Below are 24,901 nucleotides of genomic sequence, written 5' to 3'. Positions count from 1 at the left end.
TGTCTTATGCCAATTTACAATAAACTTGTTCGTGATAAAATACCTGCGATTATCGAAGCTGCAGGTAAGGGTTACCGTACTAAACAATTGGACGATGTTGAATACATAAAAGAACTCAAAATTAAATTAACGGAAGAAATGGCTGAATACCAAGAGGTACAAACAGATGGACAAGCGATTGAGGAGCTTGCTGATGTACTAGAAATCATACATAGCTTAGCGACAGTTCATGGAGCAAACATAGAAGAAGTCGAGGCGATCCGCAAGAAAAAGGCTGAAGAACGTGGAGGTTTTCAGGAGAAGATTTTCCTGATTGATGTGGATGATGAGTAGAATTAAGTTAGTTACGAATCAGTTAATCTCGGAGTTAGTTGAAGCAATTGAGCGTTCCTCTTCCATATACATACTGACGTCATTTGTTATGAAATCTGGTGTACAGTTGCTAGAAGAGCCACTTAGAAAAGCGTTACTTCGCGGTGCTGAAGTGAAAATTTGTACAGGTGATTATTTATTTGTGACGCAACCAGAAGCGCTAACAAAATTATTCGAAATAGACCCGAATATTGAAGTTCGCTTATGGAAGAGCAATGGTCGATCATTTCACCCGAAGGCATATTTGTTTCAATATGAGGAAAATGAAGGGACATTAATCATTGGTTCATCGAATATGTCCCGATCCGCATTCACACATGGGGTCGAATGGAATGTAACGATGGAGTCAGATGCTTCTCCAGAAACATTCCAACAAGCACTAGAAGAGTTTATGAAATTATTTTTAAATGAACAAACAGTGCCAGTTAACAAAGAAACGCTAGAAGAATACGAGAAACAGTATGAAGCTTATCATCGGGACCACCCAAACTTAGTACGTACATGGACAAAAACAGAAGAAATTGAATTGATGCTCAATCAAACGGCCGAAGACGAAGAGGCCTCCATTATTATTGAAGATTATGCTCCCTACGATGCAATTACTCCAAGACATTCTCAAATTGAAGCGCTTCAATCTCTAGAAACGGTGGTTGAGGAAGGCTATGACAAAGCGATGGTTGTCATGGCTACTGGACTTGGAAAAACCTATTTAGCGGGTTTTTTTGCGAAAAATTACAAACGAGTGTTGTTTGTTGCTCATCGTGAAGAGATATTAAAACAGGCAAAAAGTTCGTTTCAACATATTATGCCTGAACGTACGTTTGGTATTTATAGTGGAACGGAAAAAGAAGGACAAGCAGACTGTGTGTTTGCATCAATTTTTACGTTAGCGAACGAACGGCATTTGGAGAAGTTCGAGCCGAACTCTTTTGAACTAATTGTTATGGATGAATTCCATCATGCAGCAGCAAAGACGTATCAGCGTGTTCTTGACTATTTTAAGCCTGAATTTTTACTTGGGATAACCGCAACACCTGATCGAATGGATGGAAAAGATGTTTACGGCATATGTGATGGAAATGTTGCTTACCAAATTGACTTTATTGAAGCTATTCAAAGACAATGGCTCACGCCGTTTAAATATGTCGGTGTATATGATGATACCGATTATTCTCAAATTACGTGGTTGGGGACAAGATATGATGACGAAGAATTATTAGCAGCTCAGCTAAGAGAAGATATGGCTGAAAAAATCCTTGATGCCTGGAAGAAGAATAAGCAGACTCGAACGTTAGCGTTTTGTTCATCTATTAAACAGGCAATGTTTTTAGAAGATTACTTTAAGAAAAATGGTGTTAAAGCAACGAGCCTTCATTCGAACGGAAATGAATTTGGTCGTGCAAAAGCGATTCAAATGATTGAAACGGGTGATCTTGAAGTTATTTTTACCGTTAACCTTTTTAATGAAGGTACGGATATCCCTTCGTTAGATACATTATTGTTTGTACGCCCAACAGAGTCTTTAACTGTTTTTACCCAGCAAGTCGGACGAGGGCTCCGCTTGTTTAAGGGGAAAGAGTACTGCACAATTATCGATTTAATCGGAAACTATCGAAACGCTGAGAATAAGCTGCGTTTACTTGATACAAGACAGGGAGATGAACGATCAAAGGCACCATCGAGCGTTCCACAGGTTCCTGAAAACTGTTTTATTGATTTTGAAATGGAAGTTATACAACTATTAGATGAACTCCGCAAAAAGAGGCAGCCTCGAAAAGAACAATTGAGAGAAGCTTATTTTACCTTAAAACAAGAATTAGGAAGGCGTCCAACCTACTTAGAGTTACACTTATACGGGAACGCCGACAGCAAAAATTATAAACAAGACTTCAACTCATTTGCTGGTTTTCTCTATTGGGCAAACGAACTTACTGATTTTGAAGAAGAGTTTTTCAAAACCTATGAAACATGGCTCCAAGAAGTCGAACGTACTGGGATGAACAAAAGCTATAAAATGGTCGTCTTATCCTACATGTTAAGTCGAGGTATAGATGATTGGAGTAACCCTGTAACATCTGAAGAAGTAGCACCATATTTTCACCGCTACTTAACCGAAAAAGAATACCGCAAACGCATCGATTTTTCCGATAAACAAGGAAAAACGCTGTGGGACTACGACGAAACAAAAGTGGCGAAACTTATTGCTAATATGCCAATGACGAAATGGAGTGGCACATCAAAAGGGTTGCTATCTTTTGAAGACGGAGTATTTAAGATGGAGTTTGATGTTGCCGAAGAGCACAACGAAGTATTGTATGAATGGACGAAGGAGATTTGTGAGTACCGATTGCATGCTTATTTTGAGAGGAAAGAGAAGTAAAGTTAGATAGCCTTAATGTAAATTATTAATGAGTTTTGTGATGGGGTGGAGAAATGCGTTACGAAGAATTAGAACAGCAAATGATAAATGATACATACATAGATATTGCCTTTCAAAAGTATAGAGCTTTTAAGGATACCGATCAATACGATGAATCTTACAAACTTGAAATACTATCAAAGTTAAACGATTTTTTAAAGGGTCAGGAAATTAACGAATTAACGGTAGTTGATATAGTTAAGAAGCTACAAAAAGAAAATCCTACTGCAGGTAGCTTTGTCCACTGGAGTAATACTGGTGATTTGGTGAAATATGCAGAGGCACGACCAGAGGAAGTCGCTACGTTATTTAATCAGTTGTATCAGTCTAATGAATCACTTGAAGACCGGATTGAAGCGTTTCGCCAAAAGGGGAAAGAATTTGATACGAGTATTTCACTAGGTGCCCCGTTATTTGGGTATTTGCTGGCTTCAGTGGATTACAGGAAGTATCCACTTTATAAGCAAGAAGTCTTTACAGATTTGAAGAAATCATTTGGGATTGAAATGAAACTCGGCACCGTTGGTAACAATTACGCAACCTACTACCGCATGTGCGAAATTGCTCTAAAACACTTCCAGAAATCTAATCAAGAAATAACGATGCTTGATATTCAGGATTTCTTTTTCTGTAGTACTCAGTACCCCTCCATCATGGTCGAAAGTGCTGTCGTATATCTGCATCAAATGGCAAAAAAGCTAAACCATTATATGAAAGAGCCAGCTTCTATGTTAGAAGAAATTTCAAAATTTGATATCGAGATATTAAAGAAATTAAGAGAACAATACCGTAACCAAGAAAAAATCAACTTAATTAAATTTATGGTATTAGATAAATTAATTGAAAGTAAATCTATATCTTTAGAAGAAATGGAAGAAATAAAAGAACAAGTAAAAGTGAAATATGAAACAAATATTTTAAACTCATGGAGTAACTTCTCCATCTTATTCCAATTGTATTATGCTGACAAAAAACTAAAAGTACGCGAAGAACAACGAAAAATTCATGAAGTTATCCGACAGATGGACGAGTTTTCTGAACTGGAACTAGTAAAAGAAAAAGTATTAAACGGATTTAACTGGAACCAAAGCTTCGGTTGTTCAGAGTGCTGGCTAGCGGTTTATGAAGAAGGACATACAAATCATCGTACAGCCCCTCAATTTTTCGTCTCTATTGACGAAAAGGGGATCCGTTATGGCTTACTTTACGGTGACCAACACCCTAAAAGAGGTAAAGAAAACGAACTGGCATTCTTATCTGATGTGGAAGAGTTCCAATATGATGAGTTTCACACCAAAATGGTCGAGGTATTAACTAGATTTAAAGGGGAAGAAATTGAAATTAACACTTTACGTGAAACCGAAGAAGGACTATACGTTACGGAAGATCAAATTAGTTTGGAGACTTGGAGTGAATTACTATCTGATAGGTCTATATTCAAAGAAAGTGACTTGATTTACCTCCATAAGATGTACGAACTAGGTGGCGAAGCAAGTGCTACTCAATTGGCATCGGCTCTTGGAAAACACTTTTCTTCTTTTAATACTCCTGTTGTCCAATTGGCAAAACGAATAATTGAGGCGACTGGGATTGATCAACACAAAAGAAGTGATGGTGAAAATCGGTATTGGTCGGTGTTGTTTGATGGTAGATATGGAGACAATCAACATTTTATTTGGCGATTAAAACCGAACCTGAAACAAGCAATCGCATCAACTTATGAGAACGAAGTCATAATTCATGCTAAAGCCTATACGAAAGAAGATTTCTTGGCAGAAGTATTTATAGATGAAAAACAGTACGAGACGATGACTAACTTACTACATTATAAGAAGAATTTAATTTTACAAGGACCACCAGGTGTAGGGAAAACATTTGTGTCCAAACGATTGGCTTATTCTTTAATGGGTGTGAAGGACGTTAGTCGAGTAGAGATGGTTCAGTTCCATCAAAATTATGCCTATGAAGATTTTGTAATGGGGTTCAGACCTGATGAACATGGGTTTTCTCTTCAATTTGGTATCTTCTATGAGTTTTGCCAGAGAGCATTAGAGAACCCAGAACAAGATTTTTACTTTATTATCGATGAAATTAATCGAGGTAATTTGTCCAAAGTCTTTGGAGAATTATTCATGCTACTGGAACGGGATAAACGAGATGAGTTTGTAACGATGGGGTACTCCAAAGACAAATTTACAGTACCAAGTAACGTCTATTTAATAGGAACAATGAACACCGCTGATCGTTCTTTAGCTCAGCTAGAGGTAGCTTTGCGTAGACGCTTTGCTTTTATAACTCTACAACCCGCATTTAATGAAAAATGGAAACGGAAATTACAAGCATCTGGTATTTCACAGCAACTGGTAGAACGAATTTTAATTGCTGTAGAAAAATTGAATAAAGAGATTACAGCAGACTTTCAATTAGGAAGAGGCTATGCAATTGGACATTCATTTTTTACTGAAAAGCCAGAACGCCTCGATGAAAACACGTGGTTTGAAGGGATTCTTCAATTTGAAATTACTCCACTGTTAGAAGAGTATTTCTTTGACCGTCCCGAAAATGTTCGGTCTTTACTAGAGGGGATCTAGCATGGAAACGACATTTAAAGTTCCAATCCGTAACTTATTCTGTTTATTAAGTTATGTAAATGAAATGCCAGACTTAGTAGAAAGCTTTAATGAAGTTGATGAAGACATCATTACGTACGATTTTCTTGCAAAACAGTTTCTACAAGAAGTTGATAAGCTTAACCGTCGTGGTCTCGTCAAGAATTATATTGCTAGAACGGAACCGACAAGTCGATTAGGAGGGAGAATTATAATGAATGATTCTCTTCCTTATATTCTTGCTAAAAAGCCGATGGTCGTATGTGAAAAAGATGAATACTCTGCGAATATTCTTTTCAACCATATGATGAAATCAACATTAAAAAGGATGTGTGTAAACCGCTATATAAAAGATGAAACAAGAAAGCGAAGCTTCATGTATATGGAGTTACTTCCTGAAGTAGAAACGATTGTCCTAACAAGAGAAATATTTCTAAAAGTTTATTTTGGTAGACACAACGTCCATTACAAACGCATGATTCATATTGCGCGATTGCTGCATGAAATGGCGTTGTTATCTCATAAACAGGGAAACTGGAGCTTATTCTCAGCTGAAGTAGATGAGACATCATTAAATCATATTTTTGAGAAGTTTTTGTTCAACTTTTACCGGATCGAACAAACGGAATATCACGTTTCTTCAGAGGTTATGCATTGGCAACTAGAGGGCAATTCATCTATTTTACCAAGTATGAGAACCGATATTTCATTAGTACGGAAGGATCGTAAAGAGAAAATCATCATCGATGCAAAATTCTATAAAAATATATTCCAACAAAACTTCGGAAAAGCCTCTTTTCATAGTCATAACATGTACCAAATGTTTACCTACCTTATGCACCAACCGAAAGACATAGCTAGAAGAGGAATACTGATCTACCCATATAATGGTGAAGAAGTTCGAGAAAAATACCGTTGGGACGACCAAACGAGTTTTGAAGTGGTCACACTGAATCTTGATCATTCGTGGGTGGATATCTATAGGCAGTTGATGGAGGTTGTGAATGGGGGAGGTCTGGTTTGAAGGTGTTTCTTAACTGATCTAAAATTACAGACTAGATAAATTAATGGAGTCGGGGGAAATAAAAATGTTAAAAGATGATTTTGAAAAATGGTTATCGAATAATACAAAACTGTCTACAAGTACGATAGGTAAGTATTCAGGGGCAATAAACACTATTTCTTCAGAGTTAAATAAATATCGTGTACTAGATGGGAGTTTGTATAACATAACTGACCCAACAATAGTAGAGACAATGACAGTTAAATATCTCTCAATACCAGAATGTAATGCTAAGGATATTCGGGGAAACAGAATGTATAGTAATGCACTTAAGTATTTAAAGCGTTGTCTGGAACATGATAATTATTAATATTTAGCTAGTATCAACAATGTTGATTAAGGGACAAAGCCCAGCTTCCTTAGAGCATAAACTAAGTTATTTTATACAACACTAATAAAATAAGTAAAAAAAAGAGGTAATACTAATGAAAAAAACACTAAGTGCAGAGGAAATGCCTTTATATAAAGTCTTTTCAGATGAATATTTGTTTACAATACCGACAGTTCAGCGTCCCTATTCTTGGACGACTGATGAGGCTGGAGATTTACTCGATGATTTACTTGATTTTATAAGTCACCATACTATTACAGAAGAGAATATATCAAAAGTTGAGGAACCATACTTTTTAGGAAGTATAGTACTTGTTAAAAAAGATCGAAACCTTTCGGAAGTTCTAGATGGTCAGCAAAGACTAACAACATTAACGATTTTGCTATCAGTTTTAAGAGATTATCTAGGTGACGATTACGCGAAAAATATAAAAGTATTTATTGCCCAGGAAGGAAATAAGTTACTTCAAACAAAGGAACAATACCGTATCCAGCTTAGAAAGAGAGATCAATTATTTTTCCAGCAGTTTATACAAGAAGATGGTGCGACTACAAAAATTAAAGAAGACACAGATGTAAAAACAGATAGCCAAAGGTGTATTCGCGATAATGCACTTTACTTTATTGATCGTTTAAATGATTTAGGACCAGATGTAGTAAAAACATTACCAGGAGTTATTGCTGGGCTTTGCTATATTGTTGTAGTGTCAACTCCTAATTTTGATTCCGCTTTCCGTATATTTACGGTTCTTAATGATAGAGGGTTAGACCTAATGTCGAGTGATATCATTAAAGCTCGGGCAATTGGTGATGTGTCAGAAATAGACCAAGATCATTACACCATGAAATGGGAAGAGGTAGAAGTTGCGTTAGGTCGAAATCGTTTTAATAAACTGTTTGAGCATATTCGAATGATTATTCAAAAACGAAAAGGCGGGGCTAATTTAAAAGACGAATACGATGACATTTTTTCTACTATGAACGGAAAACGTTTTATTGACGAATATTTAATTCCGTATAGTGAGATATATTTAAAATTAGTCGATTATCAAACGTATTATTTTGATAATCCGAAAATGATGAAGCTACTTAGTTTAATGAGTAGAATTGATAATGCTGATTGGATAACTGTTGCCATGTATTATCTATATCATTACGAAGAGAGGGTTGAAGAATTTCTAGATCGTCTCGAGACATATGCTGCAACAAGCATGATTTTACGTAGAAATTTTAACTGGAGGATGTCCAAATACTCAGCGATTTTAAAAGAAATGGATAAAGGGATAGATGTTTTTTCTGAAAGTTCAACCCTAGAAGTTACAAATTCTGATCGAAAAGAAGTATTACAACAGTTAAATGGTGATGTTTATACAAATCTAAAAGACACAGCAAAACGTTATGTGTTGTTGCGTTTAGACTCCATTTTAACCAAAGGACAGCCGTATTATAGCCATTCCGTTATTACAGTAGAACATGTATTACCACAGACTCCAAAAGACGAGAGTGAATGGTTGAAAAACTTTGAACGACCAGAAGAGTATGTGCATAAATTAGGAAACTTGGTTCTTTTAACTAGATCAAAAAATTCACAGGCAAAAAATTACGATTTTGATAAGAAAAAAACATCCTATTTCCAAACTGCTGGTGGTGTCACCTCTTTTGCGTTAACATCACAGGTTATACAAATGACAGAATGGACACCAGCTGTTGTAGAAAAGCGTCAAAAACAATTAATTCAATTATTAATTAAAGCATGGGATTTAGATAAGGTGAATAAACAGGATTCAACAGATGAGGTCTATTATATTGATACAGAAAAAGGAGTCACAGCTTCTGGCTATCCAACATCAAGTGGGTTTCTTGTAAAAAAAGGAGCAAAATTTTCATCTACTATTGGTGTTTCGTTAAATGCTGGTTATACAGAGTTAAGAAAGAAGCTAATTGAACAGGGAGTCTTAATACTTGAAGGTAGCTATTATATATTGAAAGAAGATTATGAATTTTCCAGTCCATCTACAGCATCTTGCCTATTATATGGAAGAAGTGCTAATGGGTATACGGATTGGAAGTTGCCTAATGGTAGGACGTTAAGAGAAGTAGTAGGTGAATAATTTAGGTATTGAAGTATTGTAATCATTCACAAAATTTAGGGAGGTCTCTTTCTTTCATTTTTATATCAGGAAGCGGCAGAACATTCCATAGTGTCGGTTAGACCCTGACCACCAGTATCGAAATTATCTCAGAGTGCCTTATTCTTTACAGGCACTCTGAATTCTAAAGAGTTATACCAAATTATAAGGGTATATAATAGATCGATAGCGGCGGTTCTTTCCTCGGTCTACGTCACCTATAAACAAGTTATGATAGTTGCTCATATCTATAGACTGTCCCCTTTTATTAAATGACAACTTGAGAAATATTTGAAAGAGCCTGACCTAATCTCCAATACCCCTCAAAAAAACACACTACCCCTCCAACCACCACCCCCACTGAGTCCCCTCTGCAACCATCCTCCGCTTCTCAACAGTAAGCAAATTCGCCACTGTCCCATAAAAATAAGGCATAAACCCAGTTTGAATTTGCTTTTGTTTATACCGATAAACAGTTTGTTTAAACGCATGGACAATGGTTGGCAGCAATGCATTAATTGAAGTGTCCTTAGCGAATTTCGCTGATCGAAAAGCAATTTGTGCACGATCCCAGAGTCCACAAATATCCGTAGCTCGGTTAAAAAATGGTTTGACGGCTTTGACGAATGGTGCAGGAACATGGTCAGGAACGAAAGAATAATTCAATTCGCTCATCTCAATTTGATCGATCTTTTTTACCTTGTCTTGACGAAGATCTTTATCTTTTAATGTTTTTGTTTCAACTAAATGAGTTTCTTGTTGTTTTTTGTGTTCATCAGCCTTTTGTAGATAAGGCTTTTTGTCGAATTTACGCGACGTCAATTTTTCGTTGTTGGGCGTGTCAAAGTGGGTAAAACTATAAACATTGTGGCCGTAACCGCCATTTTCTCGAACGGTATGAATAATGGAGATGATGCCCAATGACTTTGCTTTTCTAAGCATACGTTCAAACGTAGATCGAGAAATACCCCCTTTTGTATCTTGGCACGCTTGTACTAATTTGCAAATGCGTGCGTTACAAACTCCCAGTACTTTCACACTGAAACGAGTGAGGACATCAAACGCGATTCGTTCACCTTTTGTAAAGTGATATCCGTAGATTTCTAGTGCTTTTTTATTGGAAGCGTTAAATTCCTCTAAATTCGAAAACTGACTATATTGCTTGTATTGTTCAATTCTACCTGACTTCATTTCAAAATCCCCCTAACCGTTTCGTTCCGTCAAAATGTATATAGAGAGAACGAGTGAAAAACGGTGAATGAATTTGAATATTTTTTGTGAATTTTTGAACTGTCACCCAGTGTCGTTCCTTTTTCGTAAAGTGATGTTTGGATGGCTTGCTATTAAGGTTCATTGTTTCATTCATTTGTTTTTTAGGATGAAAATGATTGTAGTGGTTGAGTGGATCAGTATAGCTGAATTTCACGGAGTGCCTCCTTGGGTTAGTTGGTAATAATAAGTTTGTTAAGTGTTAATTAAGTTGGTTTGAACTTGAGTGGTTTAAGTTGTACTAGTTGTGGGTCAGATAGGGTGTAAAACGGGTGATACAGTAAGATGTTCTTTGCATTTGCCTTTCCATCGTGTGGTAGGACACTTGTAGCAGCATTTCTTTTTCGTCTTTGAACATGATGTATGTATGAGTTGGGATTTCGGGATGACGTTTGTTTGCTTGAATGTGATGATAGAAGAGCCAGTGGCATTCGTGAAGTTTTGGAGAGTGAGTCGGGAAGGCGTAGACTTGGTCCTGTGGGATTACAGGGATGGGAGCTTTTGTTGTAATTCCAGTTTTATGAGTAACCGCAGCTCTCCTGCCATCAAAATCGGCACCGCCTTCTAAGCAGGCTTCTTTAATGAGCTGCAGCGGTGTCTTTTTTACGTAAAAGCGTTGACCTTTTTCCAGACGGTCGTTTGATAGTCGGTGTGATAGGCAGGAAGGAGGGCTTCGGTGGCTTTGTTGATTACGTAGTGATTGAGGGTAATGTCAGTCATTTTGGATGGCTCCTTTATAGGTTTTTTTTTCGGGTAAATTTGCTCGTATGGCGCAGTTGGTGAAGTGCGGAATTTTTCATTCAAATTTCATCCCATTATTCTAGTTAGATTCATCGACATACTTGGGAAAAGAGAGGGAGTAAGAGAGGACTTGCTACTCCAGGCAGGTCATTTTTACAGTTCTTCTTTTATTCTTATTTCCACTTCTTTAAGAATGGTAGAAGGACAAGTATCGAGGGCTGTTGCTAGACTAAGGAGTACATCGAGAGTAACGTTTCTTTTACCGCCTTCAATATCAATAATGTATCTTTCCGAAAGATCGGCATCCTCTGCTAATTTTAGTTGTGTCATTCCTTTATTATCTCTTAATAATTTAATCACTTTTCCAAACGTGTTATACAGAATAGGATTTTTATTCAAGTGAAAGCTCCTTTTTATACAAATTATTGAATTTGTATAAATGGAGCGGAATGAACGATAGTGCATGTAGAGGAAGAAAATGTAATGTATTTAAAATTAGTTCAAAAGTAACGAATCTATTTTCTTTTATTATTATGTAACAATGAATTTGCGAAAGGAATGAACGATTGTTCAGGTTTGTTTAAGGAATTGTAAATTTTACTAGAAAGCGGGGCCTGCCTCCCTACGGTAATACTTTACTGTAGTGGGGGACAGACCCCGAATCCCAATTAAAAAGCAAAAGTTCCCAACATAGGGATAAAGTTGTAAAATAGAGAAATAGATGTAACTGTGAGGTGCTTGATGTGACACATGATGGAACGGAACAGAAAGTTAAAAATTTCTTTGAATACTTATTGGCGTTAAATAGTTTAGTAGGGAAAGTAACAAGGGACTATAGAGAGTTTGAAAAGAATTGGCCAACAGAGGAATTTAAAAGTTTACCTGGTTGTTATTTATTTGATCAATGCCAGGATGAGGATACGTTTCTAGAAATTCATCGTCTTGAAATTTCACCAGAGGATGAATCTCCTCCACAGCCTGATCCGATATTAAGTGGCTGGATCGATTTTGATTATCGAAATGAACGGAGAAGAGTAACGCGGTTAAATGAGAAAACGGTACTCGATGAAAATGAGAATGAAATCACTATAGATTTTTCCGAAGAACCTAAAAGGGTGACGACTTTTCAAAGTTGGGAAAATGAATGGAATAGATGGGCCGAACGATTACGTGAAAAGAAAAAAGTGAATGATCTATATGTTCAGTACTTTGATCTCATTCAACAAATGGAAAAGGAAGGTGAAACTTTAGAGTATATCTTCGCTAGGGGACTCTTTTGTTGGCAGCATCCAGATGAAAAGGTGGGAACGATCCGATACCCATTACTAACAACAAAATTGGAGTTAGAACTGGATGCAGAAAAAGGAATTATTTCTATTAAACAAGTTCAAGTGGCTACGAATGTTGAGCGTGAAATGTTCTCTGGTGTCCGGATCAATAACATAGAAAAAATTAATCAGTTAAATGAAAGTATTTTAACAACATCGATTTTAGATAATCTTGATACTTTTTTTACCCAGTACATTCATTTGTTTGACCCGAACGGAAAATATATTCGGGAGCACTCTAAAATAGAAGTAAATCAACATCCCGCAATTTATGATGAAAGCTTCTTTTCATTAAGGAGAAAAAGTGTTCGAGTTTTACGGGATGATTTAGAAAAAATAATTAATGGAATTTTAGATGGTGACATTGAGGTGACTCCTGCACTACAAGCAATTGTTGGTGAACAGTTAGAAGCAGAGGAGGGGGAACCTTCTGAAGCAAACAATGATGGGCTAGACTTCTCAACAAATGATCTGTATTTCCCACTGGAGTCCAATGAGCAGCAAAAGGAAATCGTCAATCGAATTGAGCACAATTATGGAGTATCGGTTCAGGGACCTCCAGGAACGGGGAAAACCCATACGATCGCTAATTTAGTGTCTCATTTCCTTGCTCAAGGTAAAAAGATCTTAATTACGAGCCAGAAAGAAAGTCCATTAAAAGTCTTAAAAGCGAAAATCCCAAAGGATATTAGGGATTTATGTGTACCAGTCTTAGGTGGTGGGCGCGAATCGCTTCAGGAAATTGAGCAATCGATTCGTTCTTTAAGTGAAAAGTTAGGAGAGCTAGATGTTCACAAGCTAGAGGCTGAAATTGCTAGAAATAAAGAACTGCTTGACCAAAGTAAGCGAAATGAAGCTCGTTTAAAAAATGACTTAAAATGCCGAGAAAGAAGGAACACCGCTAGAATATAAAGGCGAAAAACTTTTCAAATATGATGTAGCAAAGCGTCTGGCTGAAACAACGATTAGTTATGTGTGGTTACATGATGATGTTGAAATGAATTTGAGTTTCCCTATTTCATCTCCTGAATTTAGAGAGTTATGGGACTTAAAAGGAAAACTCCAAAAAGAGGACTTAGTCTTAGTTAAAGAAACTTTACCGAAAGTCGAAAAAGATATTCGCAGCTTCACATCCTTCACTGATTTTATTAAAAAAGGGAAAGAGCTGGAGGAATCGGTTGAACAAACAAAACAAATTCAACAGAAATATAATGTTCCTTTAGAAGAGGAAGTCATTAAAAGTTTACTAACCCATGTTCAAGGAGTTTATCAGAGTGCTGCTATCCTTTCTAGTAGCGAGTACAAATTAATTTTAGATGATTGCATGGCTGGTGGTAAACGAGAGGAACGGTGGAGAACATTACTTTCTGATTTACAGGCGAAAAATGAAGAACTGTTTGAGCTCTATCATTCACTCGTTACACATAAAATTACCCTTCCTAATAAAGGACGACAAGATTTGGCAGAAGATTTTTCAATTGCAAAAGAGCGGTTGCAGTCAGGGAAGAAGCCAAATGCACTCTTTCTTATGTTCAAAGGAAAGCGAACCAAATACTTATTTGAAACGAGTATCCTTAATGGAGAGTCGATCCGTACTGTTGAGGATATTGAACTGCTAGAACAGTTTTTAAGTTACCAACAAAAACGAGATGAAGCAGCGAGAATTTTTAATGGAAATATGGCTGACGTTCGGCTGGAGCCGATTGAACTTGAAGATGAGAGGTTCCCGCACGCCTTAGATCAAAAAATTCAACAGTTAGATGTTTTACTAAAGGTAGTAGATGCTATACAAGCCTTTAAAGAAGAAATCAAACGATATACAATGTCTCAGCTCGACCTATTCTCAGTAAAAACGTACGAGCAGTTAGCTAGTGAGTTAGAAGTCGTTTTACAATATGTAGAATATGAGAAGTGGCTAAAGCAGTTAAATGAAGAATTAGCACAACTTACAAAGGTAGGAAATCAAGGTGGTGCTCATCTGATATGGAAGGACTTCATTACCGCGTTCCAGACTAGGGATGAAGTCTTATGGAAAGAACAATTAGAAAAGCTTGGGAATTTAGAAAAACTCCAAGTAGATGTCAAACGGTTTTACGAAATATTACATGTCTTATCACGTACATTACCTTTAACAGGAAAGGGGATTGAAATGTCAACTGGGCAACCCATTCCTTTTCCAGAGCAATACGAAGAAGCTCTTGAACTAAAGAAACTTCATACTTGGTTGGATGAAACAAAGGACATGAATGTTGGTCTAATCAAAAGCCAAATCGAAGAGGAACATAAAGAACAAAAAAGACTGATTCAAGACATAGTTAGTCAATCAACTTGGAAAAATCAAATTGAACGAATAACAGAAAGTGAGAAACGTTCACTTTCCGCTTGGAAAACATATATTAAACGTTTTGGAAAAGGAACAGGGAAATACGCTCATCAACATCTAAAAGATGCACGGAATGAGATGAAAACAGCTCAATCGGCTATACCTGTTTGGATCATGCCTGTTAACCAAGTGTTAGAAAACTTCCCTGTCACCAACGACAAATTTGATGTCATCATTTTTGATGAAAGCAGTCAATGTGATCTTTTTTCGATTAACGTTTTGATGCGTGGTAAAAAAGTAATCGTTGTGGGCGATGATGAACAAATCAGTCCTACAGATATTGGTACAAAATTAGATGATGTCCATGAATTGGTGAGAAGGTACCTTAATGGGATCCCGAACGGAAATCTATTTGATGGGAATATTTCACTTTATGAAATTGCTGAACAAACTTTCCCTAAAGAAGGAAAGCTCATGTTAAGAGAACATTTCCGATGTGTCCCAGAGATCATTCAATTTTCAAATGATTTAAGCTATGGTGGTGAAATGATCCCGCTTCGCCTCCCGTTAGAAGAAGAAAAGATTGATCCACCAGTTACGGCAGTTAAAGTGAATGATGGCTACAACGATGAAAAAGATAAAGATATTAATGTACCAGAAGTAGACGCTATAGTAGCAGATATGATAGAGATGGTTAAAGATCCAAAGTATAAGGGACAAACATTTGGGGTTATTGCCCTCCAAGGCCAAAAGCAAGCGAAGCTGCTGGAGTCTAGAATACGTGAAGCCCTTGGTGAAAAAGAATATGTCAATCGTAAAATCATTTGTGGTAATTCATATACTCTTCAAGGAGATGAACGTGACATTATCTTCTTATCGATGATCGTTGCTCCTGGACGACGTTTCATGGCACTGACAAAAACAAGTGATAAACAACGATTTAATGTCGCAGCTAGCCGTGCAAAAAATCAAATGAGATTGTACCATTCGATAGAATTAGAGGATTTAAACCCAGATGACTTGCGGTACCGACTACTAAGTTACTGTAAAAATCCTAACCGAACAAACGAGCAGTTTGAAGATCTAGAAGATAAATGTGATTCGCCATTTGAAAAAGACGTATTAAGAATGATCTTAGCTAAGGGCTACAAAGTAACTCCTCAAGTAGTGGTAGGAAGATATCGAATAGATTTTGTAATTGAAGGAATCCGTGATCGTCTCGCTGTAGAGTGTGACGGTGAGAGGTGGCATGGACCTGAAAAGTTTGAGGAAGATATGCAACGACAAGAATCTCTTGAACGCTCAGGATGGAAGTTTTGGCGAGTACGAGGTAGAGAATTCTATTTTAACCGTGAAAAAGCTATGGAAAGTCTGTGGGAAAAATTAGATGAAATGGGGATTACCTCTAATCAAGCCTCAGTACCTAATCCTTCTGAAACAACTTCTAATAAAGTTGAATATGTTATACCGAAGCTTAAGGTAGAAAAAAACTAGAGAGGAACTACTAAGTGTTGGAGTCTGTCCTCCGCTACGTTAACGTATTAATATAGTGGGGGACAGACCCTGTTCCTCAAAGGATAGGGGATTATTATGGCGCAGGAAATTCAAGTCAGGTCTGAAGATTATTTTTACTCTGTTATTAAAGCTGCAATGAACGTACCTGGTGTGAAAGTGAGACGGAGTGAATTTTTAAGAAAACAGTTGGATAAACATTATTCACAAGAAGTTATCGAGAGGGCAATCAAGAAAAACCCAGCAAGTGCAGGTATTCCAAAAGAAGAAATAGATAAGCTAGCAAAGTCCTGTATAAGTAACGAGACAATGAGAGTTACTTCAATTTCAGCTGCAGCAGGAATTCCGGGTGGATTTGCAATGATAGGAACAGTCCCAGCTGATGTAGCACAGTACTTTGCACATATTATAAGAGTTATGCAAAAGCTAGTATATTTGTATGGATGGAAAGAAATGTACAATACTGATGATAGTTTTGATGATGAGACAATGAATCAATTAACTCTCTTTCTTGGTGTAATGTTTGGGGTAAACGCAGCTAATGCAGCTGTTGCTAAAATAGGTAAAGTTGCCGCAATAAAAGTTGAAAAAGACGTGGCTAATAGAGCCCTGATGAAAGGTTCAATTTATCCAATTGTAAAGAAGGTTGCGGAAAAGCTAGGGATCAAAATGACTAAACAAATTTTTGCAAGAGGTATTGGTAAAGTTGTTCCTGTTGTAGGGGCTGTAATTTCTGGTGGGATAACATACAGTACATATCGGCCATTAGCAAATAGGCTAAAAAATTATTTAAGAGATTTGCCAATAGCAGACGTGGATTTTTATGACTCAAAAAACGAAATAGATCCCGAGATTATAGACGCAGAATATGAGGATTATATAGACGAACAAGAAAAATGATTTGGGGTCTGTCCCCCGCTACGGTAATACTTTACTCTAGTGGGGGACAGGCACCGATCCCTTCTTAGCATGTTTGGCTGATAATAAGCGAATTGTGCTAAATACCATAATGTAGTTGTGTTTCATGAGGGATACCTCCATGGATTGTTATTTAGATTTTAGATGATAGGTGTTAACTATAAGGTAGTTTGAGCTAAGATGTTTTAGGTGTAATAATTTAATTAGGAGGTGAAGGGTGAAGGCAGTAGGGTGTACTTTACACATGCCTTGCCATCATATATAGGATACTTGCAGCAGCAGTTCTCTCTCCTCTTTAAAGATTATGTAGACGAGCGTTTCACATAATTGTGATTATAGAAGGGTGCACTAAAGCTTCTCCCGTTTCCAGTGAGTATAGATAAATCAGCTTCTATTTTTATGGAGATTTGCTTTGTTTTAAGTAATTACTTACACTAGGGGGAGTTCACAACAACAACAAACTAGGACTTTTATTAATAAGCAAGTACATAAATACCAGGTATCATCTAGTTAGATGATACCTGGTTCTTCTTCTATCAATCAAACAACTTCTTTAAGAAGTTGTTTGAGGTTAAACCTAATCTGCAGGTTAAGCATAATATACATTCTTCCTTCTCTTTCATATATTTGAACGTGTTTATATCTGCCTCTCGTAGCAGTTTCAAAATAAGCGGTATTAAGAAGCAGGTCTTGAAACAATTCTCTGTCCGTAGAATGTAAACAAACGATACTTCCATCTTTATTTACAATTATGTAACCTCCGTTAGCTTCGTGAAGACCATTCCAAGGGGTACCTCCAGTCATACCGAGAGCAATATCAAGAAGAAAACGTTTTAGTTTATATCTATAAAAATGAGGAAGTGAATCAAGAGGGAAATCACATGGGTTATTTGCTTCAAGATGATTTACTAGATCTAGCATTGTTTTATTTGCGTCTTCGTAATAATAATACTTTAACATTTCAGAAATAATGATGGGAAGCTCATAATCAATTAGTTTTAAATTATTTCCGAAAACTGTTTTGTTTGGTTTCATGTATTTTAGAACATAACCATTATTACTGATTTCAGTAAGCCTATTTTTATTGTTCTTTAAGCTGTTAATTCTGTTTATTTCATGGGCAGGCATTACTGAAGGTTTATTTTCTTGTGGGATAAGCTCATAAACCATATTAGAGGAATTTGATGCGCCAAATATTGTAGGAGGTTTTCCATAAAATGATTTTATATTAAATCCAAGCTCATAGTTTTTTGATGTTTTAAAGTCATATAATTCTATCGTTACATCTCTTTTTAGCCCTGAAGAATCAGGGGTAATGACATGGATTTTTTCCAAAAAGCTTGTGACTTCTTGGCTTATAAAAAAGCTACCCTTACCATTTTTTATCTCATCCTCCAGCATTTTGACGTGCTTCTTAATTTCATCAATAGTGACTTCAATAACAAGCTCCTTTTTCGTGTAATCAATCACCTTTACACTTTCACCTTTGTCATCATAACAGTATTCCCATTCAAAGGTTATATTAGATGGTTTCTTACGAGGAGTACCCTTGGCATGACGATATAGTTTATTAACGGGATATGAAACATTTGACGGTTCATTTGATTGACTATTGTAGGCCGCAATTTTTTTGTCAGCCAGTATTTTCAGTATTGCATAAGGTTCGGACCATTCACCTTTATTAGCCACTATGAATTCCCTCCTAATAATGAACAATAATGTGGTATAATATATTCAGGACTTTATGAATAGTTTTTGCCATATATACATATTATATTCAATTGGAGTGATTTTATGCTTAGTACAAAATATACATCTATTGATTTGTTTTCTGGTCCAGGTGGACTGTGCACTGGCTTAAAGTTATGTGGTATCAAACCCTTAATCGCAGTAGAAATTAGTAAAGAAAGTTGTGAAACATATAGTCATTCCCACAATGCAGACCTTGTTAATTTAGAAGAATTGCTTTCAGGGAAAGTAACTGATTCATTTTTAAAAGAGAGCCAAAAGACAATAATAATAAATGGTGATATTAGGTTATTAAATAATGAGATATTATTACATATCTTAAAAACAAGGTTTAATAGAGAGCGTGTAGATATAGTAACTGGTGGTGCCCCATGTGAAGGCTTTTCAATGGCAGGTAAAAGGAATGTTAATGATAATAGAAACACCTTATACTTGGAGATAATTAGAATATCTAAATTAGTTCAAACGAAAATGATACTTTTTGAAAATGTAAAAGCGATTAAAACTGGAAATTATAAACGCTTTTATCAGGGGCTTATTCATGATTTTCGGGAATCTGGATTTACTATAAATGAAGATGTTTTAAATGCTGCATATTACGGTGTACCACAAAAGAGAGAAAGATATTTTATGGTAGGAATTGATAATAAATTCTCTGTTGCATATGAATTCTCCAAACCTACTCATGGACCTGGGACTAATAATCCCTTTGTATCAACCTATGATGCTTTGGATGATTTATCTCTTATCAAAACAGAGCATAATAGTAGTGATTACACATTTGACATGGCAATGGTGAGTGAAAAACATAGGAAAGAATTTTTAGATTTTGTAAGGGGAAGCATCAATGTTCCTCCTTATATAGATTTTGAAACTAATAAAATAAATGATCATTTGGCAACAAGGCATAAGGAAAGCCAAATAGTAAGATTTCAGTTAATTAAGCAAGGTGAAAATATGAAACAAGCGGCTGAAAGGTTAATGGCAACTGGTCAAGAAGAAAATAGAAATATGTATTTTCCTAAAAGGCCTTATGCACAACGAAATAGAAGGTTGATAGACAGTGAACCAAGTCATACAGTAACGGCTCATTGTAACGAGGAAATACTTCATTATTCACTGGATAGAGCAATAACTGGAAGAGAGGCAGCTAGACTTCAAAGTTTCCCAGATTGGTATATTTTTGGTGGGCCAAAAAGAGCATCATCAAATAATGGTAAAATTCAAGATAAATATAAGCAAGTAGGAGATGCTGTTCCACCGTTGTTAGCGTTTAGATTAGGTGAGCAAATAATTAAAACACTAGACGTTATAAATTTAGAGAAAAAACCGAGTGCTAATGTATAAGCACTCGGTTAATTTTGTTTTTTAAATAACATTTATCATTTAACAAACTACAAGGTGAGATGTGTTACCTAGAAGTAATAGGCTGTTCTAGTTGTGCGTAAGATAGGGTGTAAACCAGGTGAAGCAATAGTGAAGCCAGGGGCTATTTTTCTGCCTTTTTGTTCCGAAAAGTACAGGAACCACCCATATCCTCTATGTCTGTTGATTTAACTTAGCTCTACGATAATATAAAACGTATACTACGACAGCTGCAAGAATGACAAAGGAAAAAGAAATATAAATATTTCTATATATTACTTCGGAAGGGAAACTTTCTTGAACAGTAAGTAACAATCCCGAAATTGTAACCCCGAGCCCTCCACCGAAAAGTTGTGTTAATTGAACAACACCGATCCCAGTTCCAATCTGGGTTGTTGGCAATAGCCTTGTTACCTCATTGGAAATACTAGTAGCCAATGAGGTAAATCCTATACTAGCAAACATGTAAATGATAATTATAAAATAAGGTTGAAAAGTAGATAACATTGCAAATGAAATTGTCGCACAGAATAATAATAGGAGACCTATTATTAATAATAGACCATTGCCATAACGATCAATTAATCTTCCAATAATTTGTCCAGCCATCATGGCGATAACCGCTCCAGGGAAAATAAACATTCCTACTTCGACTGGTCCTTTTTCGAATACCGTTGTAAGCATAATGGGTATTAAAAACAAATTCGAAAAGTTTATAAAAAACCCTACACTGCCAATAAACAGTATTTTAGTATATTGCGTATTTTTAAGAAGGATTGGCGGTATAAACGGAGCTTCTACCTTATTCAGGTATTTCCACCATATCGCAATAAGAAGAACAGATCCGAATAAAATACTATACGAAAAGGTAGATAAAAAAAGTAAAAGTCCGATAACGCTAAGCCCAGTGAGAATAGCGCCGAAAAGATCAAAATGGCCTTTACCAATCACCTCTTTAGGTAATAATTTTAGGAAGAAAGGAATGGAAAGAACAGATAGTCCAGTGATAACAAAAAGGTAGTTCCATCCTAAGTATTGAGTAATCAGTCCCCCTATTACTGGACCTAACCCAAATCCCAATGAAGCTGATGAAGCGATATATGCCATCGCTTTCCCACGCCTTACTATAGGAATATAACGGCCAGCCAATACTATGCTTAATGCCATAACAGGGCCCCCACCAGCCGCTTGGAGAATTCGGGAAACTAATAATACTCCAAAGTTGGTTGAGAAGAAACCAATTATTGATGCTATTGCTAATATACTGATCCCAATGAGAAGCAGTCTTGAAATTGGAATGAAGTCTGATAATCTACTAAAAGTCAGCGTTGAAATAGCGAACGTGATTGAATAACCAGAAACAAGCCATGACGCAGTTGATGAACTCAAGGAAAAGTCTGTAAAAATAAAGGGTAAGGCAACATTAAACATTGTCGTATTCATTACTACGAGCAAAGTGGTTATAGTCCATACTAAAATGAGTTTATTTTCTTCTAAAAGTACATTATTTTCTGTTTTGGAATGAGCAGATATAGTAGAAGGCATTTGACACCACCTTTTTAATAAGGCTGTTATCTACCTTTTGTTGTGTTGCTATTAGCCCGTATTGAGAACACCCATCACTAAGGCGCAAATTCACTTGTTCTTTTGGTAATTATGTTCAATGCTTCACCCAAAAGCTTGAAGAAACAACCCCAGCGATCACACGGCTGAAGATGCAAATAGCTAAAACAACAATCGTTTAGAGAAGAGCCTTTTTTCAATGTACATAATTTTAAATCAAAGTTTTTCATATCCATATATCCAAAATAACACCATTGTCTTGAGCAAAAACCCCAGAATAAGTCCTTTATACCTTGCCATTTTTAACCATCTACCACAAATCGTACCACTAATTTAATGAATAGTAAAGAATATTCTGACTACTTGTTCAAAAATAGATTTGTAATTCAATGGGAGGCATCTTTAAAAGTTATGTATATTGATTTTTAAGAAGAATTTAGAGGAGATGCGTTCTATGTTAGTATAGCTCCAAAACAGAGGAAGAATTAGGTAGAAAGTAATGATAAATAATGGTAAATTTGAATTGGTACTAATATGTTTCTAGTAAATTCATTAGCTATAAAATCCGTATTTACATAGATCCGAAAGCTGGTGGTCAATTTGAAAAAACAATACCTTGACTTAATGCAATTCTTTGAAGGATACATTCGAAATTATCGGAGGATGAACTTATCAGTTGCACATAATCGTTCAATGTTTTCGAAAAGAGAAATTGATTATTTTGCTAACTTAGGAGAAATGCTTGGTTTTGATGCTTTTATTGAAGATTCCAAGTTTGATAAGGCCTCAGGTAGGTCAAGGCCGATGGATCTTTCTTGGTGGAAGTGGGATGAGCGGATAGATAAAGAAAATTATATCTATCTGGCACTGCATTTGGAAAGAGAAAATCAATGGGATAAAGCTGAAGAGACGATAGAAAAGTTGTTCGCCGAGACAAAGCCAGATTACATTCCGCATAATGTAATTGGAATACAGAATATAAAATCAGAAGATCGGATCGAAGCTCTTAATTCCTTAGTTGTTACCAAGAACAAAGCTCAACAATCCAACGTTCTAATGATTTATCGTTTCTATGATAGAGATTTAGATGTTGAGAGAGTAAGGGGCTATCATTTCAGTCCAAATGGAACAGAGGAAGTAAGAGAAGCCAATTGTAAACAGGATGAAGTCGGTTATTGGTTTATGTACTTCGTATAGAGGGGCTTTCGACTATCCATTAATAAAGAAAAAATGGTATTTACATATATCATAAATGCTTGTAAGGAAATCAATAGATTCGTTAAATAAAAACTAACTTACTAAGTACGAATTACTTTCTTAAATGATTAAGGTTGAGTTTCCTTAGAAAGATTGGCTAAGTCATGCTATCAGAGTTCATTTGTTAGTGTCGCTGATAGATATTTTTTTATCTTTCGACTTTATTAAAGAAGGGATGTTAAATATGAAGCAACCTAAAATAAGGGCATACGGTACTTTTACTAAAAGAAACGGAAATATCTATCGGAAATCGGCTTATATTCAATGGGGTGACTCTGATAAATCGCTTGGAGCTTGTTTATTACAAAATCCTGGATCAGCAACATTAAATGAGAAGCTGTCCTCTTTACTTAATACAGAGGAGACTGTTACTGGGCAAATAAAGACAGAAGATCCTACTATGGGACAATTAATTCAATTCGTTGAAAGTATTACAACAAAAGATAATCTCGAAGGGAGGCTACATATATACAATCTTTTTAATCTACGAGGTACGAATAATATAAAATCTATTGAAAAGTTTGAAGAGTTATGTGCTTCGGGAGATTATGAAACCTGTGAATCGTTGGTCCCTATAGAAGAGCTAAAGGAACACCCTTGGATACTATTAGGGTGGGGTGTCGAATATAGGGCTTACTGGAAAAATCTCAAATTAATTAAGAAGAGATGGCTCAATTTAATCGAGAATTCTGGGGTCATTTCTTTTGGAAAAAGACATAAAAAGAGAGAGGATTACTACCATCCATGTCCACTCATACCGACTAATAGACCCACCATATTAAAACAACTTATTACTATCTATAAAGAAAGTACAAACACTTACAAAAAGATACAACGGTTTCCCGTATATGCTACTAAACCAAACTTGATTGTTGATGATAATAATGAGATGGAAGTCGAATATGAACAAAATTTTGGTTGGAGTAAGTCAATAGGCAATCCAGAGATGGTAATACTAGGTTTCTCACAACTTCGGATTAAAGAAGGCTATAAATTAAGGGCCTATCAATATACGGAAGGTGGTAATGGTAACGGAATTGTATGGGCGATTCCATCTGAAAAAGAATTGCCAGATCCAAGAGAATGTGAAATATTAGAAGATTTCTTTTTGTCGCCGCCTAAACCAGAGTTTGCATTAAGTGATTTTATGGCAGTCATTGACGGTGATAAAAGCCCTTTATCATATTTACAAGCATCGATCGTTTATCATGAACTACATGAGTACGGTGCAATGTGGCATGGTGTTTCATGGGGAAGAGATATGATTTTGCCCCATAACAATATACTGTCTGAATACGAGTGGGAGATGGAAGAGGAGGAACCTAAGATCATCGAACCCCATTTCTATTACAATACAGAAGGAAATCCAGTTGTAATTTTTCATACAATAAACGATATTGGAGTAGTTACATTTAATCGATACGAGCACATTTTTAGCAAAGGAGACTATACGTTAAGTGTCAATAAAAAATGTATTGCAACGGCAGATGGAGGAATTATTTTTTAGTGGTTGTAAAGTTAATCCATAGAATTCCTAGCACCCACTATGACCGAAATTTTACATCACATGGAGCCCCTCTTGGTCCAACAAAACCTTTAATTAAATTAATCAATGGGATAAAGGTGTGAAACAAGGGGACCTCTTAAAGGCGACAATCCGAAGTTTTGCACGAAAATAGGCACAGGTAGCGATTAAACGCTAGCTGTGCCTTAGCACATTTTTTTGTGATTTACTCTTTATACATAATTTGATTGCCCAAGAAGAATGAAGTCGTTGCCCCAGGGTTATGAATGAGTGAAGGAATAAGGATGATTTGATACACATTTGTATTTAATACTCATGCTAAAAAAATATTCGCTAGGTCATTAATTAAAGAAAAGATAATAATAATTCGGAGTGGAGATCTCCATTCCGAATAAAGTCTATTTTGTGTTCAGACAAAAGAATAATGAC

Annotated in this window: 18 protein-coding genes; 12 read left to right on the top strand and 6 right to left on the bottom strand. The window is 36.1% G+C overall.

Features of this window, described 5'->3' with window-relative positions:
* The first annotated feature begins 6 nt into the window (after positions 1-6).
* The 6 genes from GKP30_RS15265 to GKP30_RS15240 all read left to right on the top strand — a co-directional run bounded on the left by GKP30_RS15265 (position 7) and on the right by GKP30_RS15240 (position 8,904).
* Positions 7-333 carry a nucleoside triphosphate pyrophosphohydrolase gene (locus tag GKP30_RS15265; protein ID WP_216830319.1) on the top strand — a complete coding sequence of 109 codons (327 nt, stop codon included), beginning with the start codon at positions 7-9 and terminating at the stop codon, positions 331-333.
* Positions 326-2,752, top strand: a complete 2,427-nt coding sequence (locus GKP30_RS15260) for a DEAD/DEAH box helicase family protein (protein WP_216830318.1) — start codon at positions 326-328, stop codon at positions 2,750-2,752. The genes GKP30_RS15265 and GKP30_RS15260 overlap by 8 nt, the downstream gene beginning before the upstream one ends.
* 53 nt (positions 2,753-2,805) lie before the next feature.
* Positions 2,806-5,382, top strand: a complete 2,577-nt coding sequence (locus GKP30_RS15255; protein WP_216830317.1) for an AAA family ATPase — start codon at positions 2,806-2,808, stop codon at positions 5,380-5,382.
* A 1-nt stretch (position 5,383) separates the two neighbouring features.
* Positions 5,384-6,424, top strand: coding sequence for a 5-methylcytosine restriction system specificity protein McrC (locus GKP30_RS15250; protein ID WP_216830316.1), 1,041 nt, complete (start codon positions 5,384-5,386; stop codon positions 6,422-6,424).
* A 64-nt stretch (positions 6,425-6,488) separates the two neighbouring features.
* Entirely contained in the window at positions 6,489-6,773 is a 285-nt protein-coding gene (locus tag GKP30_RS15245) for a hypothetical protein (protein ID WP_216830315.1), read from the top strand.
* A 115-nt stretch (positions 6,774-6,888) separates the two neighbouring features.
* Positions 6,889-8,904, top strand: a complete 2,016-nt coding sequence (locus GKP30_RS15240) for a DUF4357 domain-containing protein (RefSeq protein ID WP_216830314.1) — start codon at positions 6,889-6,891, stop codon at positions 8,902-8,904.
* 354 nt (positions 8,905-9,258) lie between these two features.
* On the opposite strand, the gene GKP30_RS15235 is transcribed toward GKP30_RS15240, so the two are convergent.
* The 4 genes from GKP30_RS15235 to GKP30_RS15220 all read right to left on the bottom strand — a co-directional run bounded on the left by GKP30_RS15235 (position 9,259) and on the right by GKP30_RS15220 (position 11,331).
* Positions 9,259-10,113 carry a hypothetical protein gene (locus GKP30_RS15235; protein WP_216830313.1) on the bottom strand — a complete coding sequence of 285 codons (855 nt, stop codon included), beginning with the start codon at positions 10,111-10,113 and terminating at the stop codon, positions 9,259-9,261.
* Position 10,114: 1 nt separating this feature from the next.
* Positions 10,115-10,348 carry a hypothetical protein gene (locus GKP30_RS15230; RefSeq protein WP_216830312.1) on the bottom strand — a complete coding sequence of 78 codons (234 nt, stop codon included), beginning with the start codon at positions 10,346-10,348 and terminating at the stop codon, positions 10,115-10,117.
* 84 nt (positions 10,349-10,432) lie between these two features.
* The gene (locus GKP30_RS15225; protein WP_328703168.1) at positions 10,433-10,774 is read right to left on the bottom strand and encodes a competence protein ComK; all 342 of its coding nucleotides are present in this window, start codon (positions 10,772-10,774) and stop codon (positions 10,433-10,435) included.
* A 311-nt stretch (positions 10,775-11,085) separates the two neighbouring features.
* Entirely contained in the window at positions 11,086-11,331 is a 246-nt protein-coding gene (locus tag GKP30_RS15220; RefSeq protein WP_216830311.1) for a helix-turn-helix domain-containing protein, read from the bottom strand.
* Between the two features lie 344 nt (positions 11,332-11,675).
* Between GKP30_RS15220 and GKP30_RS23900 the strand changes: the two genes are divergently transcribed.
* The 3 genes from GKP30_RS23900 (at position 11,676) to GKP30_RS15205 (ending at position 16,995) form a co-directional block, all read left to right on the top strand.
* On the top strand, positions 11,676-13,172 hold the full coding sequence (locus GKP30_RS23900; RefSeq protein ID WP_216830310.1) for an AAA domain-containing protein: 1,497 nt from the start codon (positions 11,676-11,678) through the stop codon (positions 13,170-13,172).
* A gap of 85 nt (positions 13,173-13,257) precedes the next feature.
* Positions 13,258-16,077, top strand: a complete 2,820-nt coding sequence (locus tag GKP30_RS15210) for an AAA domain-containing protein (RefSeq protein WP_216830309.1) — start codon at positions 13,258-13,260, stop codon at positions 16,075-16,077.
* A 96-nt stretch (positions 16,078-16,173) separates the two neighbouring features.
* Positions 16,174-16,995 carry a bacteriochlorophyll 4-vinyl reductase gene (locus tag GKP30_RS15205; RefSeq protein ID WP_216830308.1) on the top strand — a complete coding sequence of 274 codons (822 nt, stop codon included), beginning with the start codon at positions 16,174-16,176 and terminating at the stop codon, positions 16,993-16,995.
* A gap of 558 nt (positions 16,996-17,553) precedes the next feature.
* Here the strand turns inward: GKP30_RS15205 and GKP30_RS15200 are convergent.
* A complete protein-coding gene (locus tag GKP30_RS15200) occupies positions 17,554-18,702 on the bottom strand; it encodes an HpaII family restriction endonuclease (RefSeq protein WP_216830307.1) in 1,149 nt (382 codons plus the stop codon).
* A gap of 105 nt (positions 18,703-18,807) precedes the next feature.
* Between GKP30_RS15200 and GKP30_RS15195 the strand changes: the two genes are divergently transcribed.
* Entirely contained in the window at positions 18,808-20,109 is a 1,302-nt protein-coding gene (locus GKP30_RS15195) for a DNA cytosine methyltransferase (RefSeq protein WP_216830306.1), read from the top strand.
* A gap of 192 nt (positions 20,110-20,301) precedes the next feature.
* On the opposite strand, the gene GKP30_RS15190 is transcribed toward GKP30_RS15195, so the two are convergent.
* Positions 20,302-21,672 carry an MFS transporter gene (locus GKP30_RS15190; RefSeq protein ID WP_216830305.1) on the bottom strand — a complete coding sequence of 457 codons (1,371 nt, stop codon included), beginning with the start codon at positions 21,670-21,672 and terminating at the stop codon, positions 20,302-20,304.
* A gap of 618 nt (positions 21,673-22,290) precedes the next feature.
* Between GKP30_RS15190 and GKP30_RS15185 the strand changes: the two genes are divergently transcribed.
* Positions 22,291-22,887 (top strand): hypothetical protein, encoded by a 597-nt coding sequence (locus tag GKP30_RS15185; RefSeq protein ID WP_216830304.1) that lies wholly within the window; start codon positions 22,291-22,293, stop codon positions 22,885-22,887.
* Between the two features lie 244 nt (positions 22,888-23,131).
* Positions 23,132-24,454, top strand: coding sequence for a hypothetical protein (locus GKP30_RS23550; protein ID WP_236035122.1), 1,323 nt, complete (start codon positions 23,132-23,134; stop codon positions 24,452-24,454).
* The last annotated feature ends 447 nt before the right edge of the window (positions 24,455-24,901 follow it).

The sequence above is a fragment of the Alkalihalobacterium elongatum genome (genome assembly GCF_019024285.1).
Classification (GTDB): Bacteria; Bacillota; Bacilli; order Bacillales; family Bacillaceae_F; genus Alkalihalobacterium; species Alkalihalobacterium elongatum.
Note: the sequence above shows the minus strand (reverse complement) of the source record. Positions and strands in the feature narration are given on the sequence as shown.